Here is an 8325-nt window from a genome sequence, read left to right as displayed (position 1 = left end):
GGCGTCGACTGAAGAATCAACCGGTGATTCGATCGCAGCATCGCCGGGCACCTGTTTTTTCTTCCGACGGAGAAATCCAAACATTTTAAAGGCCTTCGTGAATGAGATAATCCATACGGGCAGCACACTACACCGTCTATGGATCATATTAACATGGGCGTCATGCCATCAATGAGCTGATGCCGATGATGAGCAGGGTTTCACATTTACGCTGTTCTTCAATCGCTTATCGTCAAGAATTCAGGCGCGGCTTTGAGTCGTGAAATCTCCGGGGTGAATTTTGAGTGCCAAATCAAGGAAATCGCGAATTTCGCATGGTGAAGAATCAGGGGATGGATTCGGCGACACATTCGTGAAATCTTCGCCTCGTGCCTTATCCGGCCAGGTCGTCCGTGGCAAACAGGTCGTGCGGGTGACGGGCGGGGAAATGCGCTCACGGCGTTTGCATTTTCCTGCCATGCCGAGCCTGCGCCCCACGCCCGACCGGGTGAGAGAAACACTGTTCAACTGGCTTGGGCAAAATTTGAATGGTTGGCGGGTGCTGGATTTGTTCGCCGGTAGCGGCATTCTCGGTATTGAATCTATTTCGCGCGGTGCACAGTGGGTGGGATTGATAGAGCAATCGGCCCGCGTTGCCGCCGAGATTCGCCACAGTTTGAAATCAATGTCGGTAGCGGATGAGCGGGCACGGGTTTGGTCGCAGGATGCCTTGGGTTGGCTGCGTCAGGCGCCGACTCAATTCGTGCCGGGGGAGCGGATCGATCTGGTATTTCTTGATCCACCATTTGCTCGTCCTGATTTGTTGACGGAAGCGGTTGAACGCTTGCAGCAGGCCGATTGGATGGCGGATGACGCATACATGTATATCGAGCAGAGTGCCCAGGAGGCGAGCATTCAACCCATGGGTTGGATCAGGTTGCGCGAAGGTCGAGCCGGAGAGAGTGCGTTTGCGCTGTGGCGGCGGCAAAGGCCGCTACCAAAAGAGGCATAGGTTTGATGTGATCAGGCGTCGCCCAAGGGGCGACGACGATCAGCCGGCGTAAGCCCGTGCTTCCTTGCACTCGAACATGCTAACGCGGGCTTACGCCTGCTTCGCATTGAGCTGGCGTCAGCCCGTGACGGTTTTTCGAGGTGCCCATGTATGAAACTATCTATGGTTTACCTGAAGCAAAATACAAGCCATGTCAGGGTTTTACCGTTTGATTTTCTGGCTTTTGCCGTGATGCGCTTTCATAGGCCATTTCATGGAGAATCATCGTCTCCCGGTGGTACAATCGCCGCACTCAAGTTGGCGTGACGCTGTGTTTCGTCGTCAATTTTGTCCCCTGATTCCATGCACTAAGAGCATATCCAACATGCAGATTTTCTTTGGCAACGCAGCCGTTTGTGATTTTCGTCTGGCAAAAAAACTGGCTTCGATTCAAGCTGTTGCGCCTTCAGTTACCCGGATTATTGCGCGATTTGTTCATTTCGCGGAAGTAAAACCGGGCGCGAAATTATCCGATGCGCAAACGCATGTTCTGCATGATCTGTTCAATTACGGTACCGCGCTGGAAAGTTGGCCGGACGACGTCGTCAGCGTGACAGTCGCGCCGAGAGCAGGCACGCGCTCGCCTTGGTCGAGCAAGGCGACCGAGATTCTGCAGATTTGCGGCATCGATGCCGTATCGAGGGTCGAGCGGGGCATCGAGTACGCGTTGGTCGGACTCGATGCGTTGGATCATTCCAGTCGCGAAGCCGTGACTGCCCTGCTGCATGACCGAATGACAGAAACGGTGTTTGACCATTGGGGCGATGCCGAAGCGTTGTTCGCCCATCAGCTACCCGCGCCGTTGACGGAAATTGCTTTGTTGCAGCATGGCGAATCGGCCTTGCATGAAGCAAATCAAACCCTTGGTCTGGCGCTCTCCGCCGAAGAAATCACCTTTCTCGTCGCAGCCTACCGGGAACTGGGCCGCAACCCGACCGATATCGAGCTGATGATGTTCGCGCAGGCGAACTCCGAGCATTGCCGCCACAAGATTTTCAATGCCGACTGGACGATCGATGGCGAGGAACACGATCTGTCCCTGTTCGCCATGATTCGCAATACGCATCGGCACAACCCGAACGGTACACTGAGCGCGTACAAGGACAACGCGGCGGTGATTGCCGGTTGGCCGGGCACGCGCTTTGCCGTGGATGTCGACAGCGGCGAATACGGCCAGACCGACGAGCCGATCCACTTTCTGGCCAAGGTAGAAACCCATAACCACCCCACCGCCATTTCCCCCGATCCCGGTGCCGCCACCGGTTCGGGCGGGGAAATTCGTGATGAAGGCGCGACAGGGCGGGGCGGCAAGCCCAAGGCGGGTTTGAGCGGGTTTTCCGTTTCCAATCTGCGAATTCCGGGTTTCGAGCAGCCGTGGGAAGCCATGACGCCTGCAGGCAAGCCCGATCGCATCGTGACCGCGCTCGATATCATGCTCGAAGGCCCCATCGGCGCGGCGGCGTTCAACAATGAATTCGGTCGTCCGGCGCTGGCGGGGTATTTCCGCAGCTTTGAATTGCAACCCACCCTGACGGACGGTTCGCATTCAGTCGTTCGCGGTTATCACAAGCCGATCATGATTGCCGGTGGCCTCGGTGCAATTCGTCCGGGTCTGGTGGAAAAGCAACCCATTGCCGATGGTGATTTGTTAATTGTGCTGGGCGGCCCTGCCATGCAGATCGGCCTGGGTGGCGGGGCGGCTTCATCGCAAACCAGCGGCAGTGGTTCGGCTGAACTGGATTTCGCCTCGGTGCAGCGCGCCAATCCGGAAATGCAGCGTCGGGCGCAGGAAGTGATCGATCGTTGCATTGCCCTAGGTGACCGTAACCCGTTGGTTTCGCTGCATGATGTCGGTGCAGGCGGCTTGTCCAATGCCTTCCCTGAACTGGTCCACGATGCGGGTCTAGGTGGGGAATTCAATCTACGTGCCATTCCGAACGACGAGCCGGGCATGTCGCCGCTCGCCATCTGGTGTAACGAATCCCAGGAACGCTACGTGTTGGCGATCCGCCCCGCGAGCCTGCCGCTATTCACCGAACTGTGCGAACGCGAACGCGCCCCGTTCGCCGTGATCGGTACGGCCACCAGCGAACAACACCTCACCGTGCGCGATGCGCATTTTAATAACGAGCCCATCGACCTGCCGATGCACACCCTGTTCGGCCATCCGCCGAAAATGCACCGTACGGCCCTATCGTTGCACCCGCATTTCGCCGAGTTCAAGACCGACGACATTCGTCTCGATGAGGCGATCAATCGTGTGTTGAGCTTGCCGACCGTGGCCGACAAGCGCTTTTTGATCACCATCGGCGACCGCAGTGTGGGTGGTCTGGTGGTGCGCGATCAGATGGTCGGCCCGTGGCAGGTACCCGTCGCCGACTGCGCCGTCACGGCGACCGATTTCTACCACGAAACCGGTGAAGCGATGGCGATGGGCGAGCGCGCTCCGATCGCCGTGCTCGATGCCCCGGCCTCGGCACGCATGGCGATTGCCGAAGTGCTGACCAATATCGCCGCCGCACCGATCAAATCCACGGCCGACATCAAGTTGTCCGCCAACTGGATGGCGGCCTGCGGCCATCCGGGTGAAGATGCCGCCCTGTATGCCACCGTGCGTACCGTGGGCATGGAATTCTGCCCGGCACTGGATATCGCCATTCCGGTCGGCAAGGATTCGCTGTCGATGAAGACCCGCTGGGCGGAAAATGGCGAAGCCAAAGAGGTCGTATCGCCCGTGTCGTTGGTCGTGACCGGCTTTGCGCCAGTCAGCGATATTCACGCGGTTTTGACGCCGCAGATTCAGCCGATCGACGACACTCATCTGTTGCTGATCGATCTGGGCTTCGGCAAGAATCGGCTGGGCGGTTCCGCACTGGCGCAGGTGTACGGCCAAACGGGGCAAATCCCGCCGGATATTGTCGCCAAGCCGCTCAAGGCTCTGTTCGATACCATTCAGTCTCTGAGCGGGCTCGGTTTGTTGGCCGCCTATCACGACCGCAGCGATGGCGGTTTGCTCACCACGCTACTGGAAATGGCATTTGCCGGTCATTGCGGCCTGGACATCGATTGCGGCTCATTGGGTAGCGATCCGGTGGCCGCCTTATTCAATGAAGAAGTCGGTGCGGTAATTCAGGTTCGCTCTATCGATCTGGATTTCGTGCGAGATCAATTTGCCGAAGCTGGCCTCGCCGATGTGCTGCACGATCTGGGTAAGCCCGTCCACGATAAAACGGGGCACGATAAGACCGGGCAGGGCGACGACGTGCATATCCGCTGGCGCGGCAAGTTAGTCTTTTCGGCCAAACGCAGTGATTTGCATCGCACCTGGTCGAAAACCAGCTACCTCATGGCCAGCCTGCGCGATAATCCGGACTGCGCGCAAAGCGAGTACGACTGTTTGCTGGATGAATCCGATGCGGGTCTCAGTGCGGCCAAAACCACATTCGATGTGCGCGAGAACGTCGCCGCGCAGATGATCGCCAGCGGCAAGCGCCCCAAAGTGGCGATCCTGCGCGAGCAGGGCGTCAATGGCGAAGTCGAGATGGCCGCCGCGTTCGACCGGGCCGGGTTTACCGCTGTCGATGTCCACATGAGCGATTTGCTGGCAGGCCGGGTTTCTCTGGCCGATATGCATGGCTTGGCTGCTTGCGGCGGCTTCTCGTATGGCGACGTACTCGGCGCCGGTTCCGGTTGGGCCCACGCCATTCGTTACAACGCGCGTGCATTCGATGCCTTCAGCGCCTACTTCAATCGGGAAGATACCTTCGCGCTGGGCGTGTGCAACGGTTGCCAGATGCTCTCGCAACTGCACGACATCATCCCCGGTGCACAAAACTGGCCGCGCTTCGAGCGTAATGTGTCCGAGCAGTTCGAGGCCCGACTGGCTCTGGTCGAAATCCTGCCATCACCTTCGATTTTGTTCGACGGCATGGAAGGCTCCCTGCTGCCGATCACGGTGGCCCATGGTGAAGGTCAGGTGCGCTACCGCAATCCGCTCGATGCCGAAGAAGCCTACAACACCCTGCGGTATGTCGATGGCAATGGCATCGCGACGGAAACCTATCCCGCCAACCCCAACGGATCATTGTGGGGGCAAACCGGCTTTTGCACGGAAGATGGTCGCTTCAATATCCTGATGCCGCACCCCGAGCGCGTCTGGCGTCGCAGTCAGTTCTCCTGGGCGCCGAACTCCTGGTCGCAGGGCGCATTCGACGATCACCGTGCCGAGGAAGGTCCTTGGTTGCGTCTGTTCCGTAATGCCCGTCGCTGGGTGGGTTGACTCCGTGCGATCAGGCGGGGTGTAACCGTCATGTCCTTGAAATTTAATCCGCCACCAGTATTGGTGCTGATGACGGGTTCGACCCTATGGGGCACGACCTGGATCTGGCTCAAGGCGATCGACGGAATGGGTATCGGCCCGCTTTTGCTGGCCGCGCTGGCCTATGGGATTCAGTTCCTGCTGCTCTTGCCCTGGGTGTTACCGCATGTGCGTAAGCGCTGGGGGTCGGGTGAAGCGCCCATGGCCTGGTATGGTTTGTTTGCGTTGGCGCTACTCAGCGGTATTTCCGGAACCGGCTTCACCATTGCCATGATCTTCGGTGATGTGGTGCGCGCCATGTTGCTGTTCTTCCTCATTCCCGCCTGGGGTGTGATCATGGGGCGGATCTTCCTGCACGAACCGCTCACGCCCACGCGCATCGTTGCCGTCATACTGGCACTCGGTGGCGCGGTGGCGATTCTGGGGCCGGATATCCAAACCAGTGCACCGCCCGCACAGGAGCCGTTCTTCACCTTGTTCGGTTTTTCATTGCCCGATTGCGCCGCGCTGATTGCAGGTTTGACCCTCGCCGGCGCAAATGTGCTGTTTCGCCATATGCAGGGTGAGCCGATGCTGGTCAAGCTGTCGATCATGCAGATCGGTGTCGTGCTGTTCTCCCTGGGCGCCCTGGTGTTCTTCCCCGAGCCCGTCGTGGCCATTACCCAGGGCGGGGTTGTCCATAGCCTGTTGTATGGCTCGACCTTGCTGCTGGCTGGCATGCTCTGCACGCAATACGCGGTTGAACGTTTACCGGCAGGGCGCTCATCCATTCTCATGACGCTCGAATTGCTGGTCGGCAGCCTGACCGCCATCTGGATCGGACACGAACATCCGTCGCTCTTGGTCTGGCTGGGTGGGGCGCTGATTTTGGCCGCCGCCTTGCTTGAAGCCACCAGCCAGCAGGAAAAATACGCGTGAACCAAGCGGTACATCTGGGTTTGAACCCGCAACAATCCGCGGCAGTAACGCACCTTGGCAGCCCGCTGCTGGTGCTGGCTGGTGCCGGTTCTGGCAAAACACGGGTGATTACCGAAAAAATCGTGTATCTGATCGAAAAACAGGGCATTCCCGCCCGCCATGTGTATGCGGTCACGTTCACCAACAAGGCAGCCAAGGAAATGGTAGCGCGTACGACGGAGCGATTGCCGCCCGAGCGGCGTCGCGGGCTCAATATCTCGACCTTTCATACATTGGGGCTGAATTTCATCCGCCGGGAATACGCGGCGCTCGGTTTGCGCGCGGGGTTCACCTTGTTCGATTCGGATGACAGCCTCGCCCTGTTCAAATCCTTGATCGGGCACAGCGAATACAAGGACGTGATCGACCCGAAAGCCGCCCAGTGGCAAATTTCGCAATGGAAAAACGATCTGCGCAGTCCGCAAACCTGCGTTGAACAAGCCATGGATGAAGAAACCCGCGCACTGGCCGGGCTATTCGATCAATATCAGCGCCAACTCACTGCCTGCAATGCGCTGGATTTCGATGACCTGATCGGTCGCCCGGTCGCGCTGCTGCAAAGCGATGCCGCGGTGCGCGAGCGCTGGCAGGCGCGGGTGCGCTACCTGCTGGTGGATGAGTATCAGGACACCAACACCACGCAATACGAGCTCGTGCGGCTGTTGGTTGGCAAGATCGGCGCGCTCACGGCGGTGGGCGACGATCACCAGTCCATCTACGCCTGGCGCGGCGCGAAGCCGGAAAACCTCAACCGGCTGGCGGACGATTTCCCGAATCTGCACCGCATCAAGCTCGAACAGAATTACCGCTCGGTCAACAGCGTGCTCAAGGCCGCCAACCACCTGATCGCGCTGGATACCACCACCGCATCCAAGCAGCTCTGGAGCGACATCGGCCCCGGCGAACCGCACCGCGTCATCGTTGCGGCCACGGCGGAAGATGAAGCCGAGCGCATCGCCACCGAAATCCTGCATCGACATTTTCGCGCGCAAACCGAGTACCGCGACTTTGCCGTGCTGTTTCGCGGCAATCATCAGGCGCGGTTGATCGAGCAGGCGCTGCGTAAACTCAATATCCCCTACAGCCTCACCGGCGGGCAATCGTTTTTCGAGCGGGCGGAAATCAAGGACGCGATGAGCTACCTGAAATTGCTCGTCAACCCGGACGACGACGCGGCCTTCCTGCGCGTGGTCAACACGCCCCGGCGCGAAATCGGCCCGACCACCATCGAAAAGCTGGGCGGCTACGCCCGCGAGCGACGCAGCTCACTGTTTGCCGCGGCGCGTTCCATCGGAATTCAAAGTGTGCTCGATACCCGCGCGGCGGATCGGCTGAACCGCTTCTGCGACTGGCTCGAAGGAATACGCGCCCAACGCGATCGTGATGCCATCGACGTGATCCGGCAGGTGTTCGACGCCATCGATTACCCTGCCTACCTGCGCGAGCAGGAAAGCACCCCCAAGGCCGCCGACCGCCGCTGGCAAAACGTCGAGGAATGGCTCGATTGGCTCGCCAAAATTAGTACCGATAGCGCTGAAAATAACGAAATCATGGATTTACCCGCGCTCGCCCAGCGCATGACCCTGCTCGGCATTCTCGATCAGCAAACCCGCGAAAAAGACAGCAATGCCGTCGCTCTGCTCACGCTACACGCCGCCAAAGGGCTGGAATTCGGCCACGTGTTCATGGCGGGGATGGAAGAAGACATCCTGCCGCACCGTGACTGCATCGAAGATGAGGAACGCTTAAGCGAGGAGCGCCGCCTGTGCTTTGTTGGCATCACCCGCGCCCGGCTCTCGCTCACCTTCACCCTCACCAAACGCCGCCGCCGCTATGGCGAATGGAAAGACACCGAACCCAGCCGTTTTTTAGATGACATCCCTGCCGACCTGCTGCAATGGCAGGGAGAGGGCATCGAACAACCCAAGGAAGTCAGCCAAGCCCAGGGGCGAGAACATCTGGCCAGTATTCGGGCGATGTTGGGGAAGTAAAGCCCAGCAGGGCGGATGATGCGCTGGAT

4 protein-coding genes are annotated in these 8325 nt (G+C 59.1%); all 4 read left to right on the top strand.

Annotation, left to right across the window (positions count from 1 at the left end):
• Nucleotides 1-352: 352 nt before the first annotated feature.
• The 4 genes from rsmD to M7R55_RS01180 all read left to right on the top strand — a co-directional run bounded on the left by rsmD (nucleotide 353) and on the right by M7R55_RS01180 (nucleotide 8296).
• Nucleotides 353-991: a 16S rRNA (guanine(966)-N(2))-methyltransferase RsmD gene (rsmD, locus tag M7R55_RS01195; protein ID WP_298217753.1), complete on the top strand. Its 639-nt coding sequence runs from the start codon at nucleotides 353-355 to the stop codon at nucleotides 989-991.
• 364 nt (nucleotides 992-1355) lie between these two features.
• Complete coding sequence (gene purL / locus M7R55_RS01190) at nucleotides 1356-5309, top strand: phosphoribosylformylglycinamidine synthase (RefSeq protein WP_298217751.1); 3954 nt, start codon at nucleotides 1356-1358, stop codon at nucleotides 5307-5309.
• 30 nt (nucleotides 5310-5339) lie between these two features.
• Nucleotides 5340-6266, top strand: a complete 927-nt coding sequence (locus M7R55_RS01185; RefSeq protein WP_298217749.1) for a DMT family transporter — start codon at nucleotides 5340-5342, stop codon at nucleotides 6264-6266.
• Complete coding sequence (locus M7R55_RS01180; RefSeq protein WP_298217747.1) at nucleotides 6263-8296, top strand: UvrD-helicase domain-containing protein; 2034 nt, start codon at nucleotides 6263-6265, stop codon at nucleotides 8294-8296. Before M7R55_RS01185 ends, M7R55_RS01180 begins: the two co-directional genes overlap by 4 nt.
• Nucleotides 8297-8325: the final 29 nt, after the last annotated feature.

Source organism: Halothiobacillus sp. (assembly GCF_027346185.1).
GTDB lineage: Bacteria > Pseudomonadota > Gammaproteobacteria > Halothiobacillales > Halothiobacillaceae > Halothiobacillus.
Note: the sequence above shows the minus strand (reverse complement) of the source record. Positions and strands in the feature narration are given on the sequence as shown.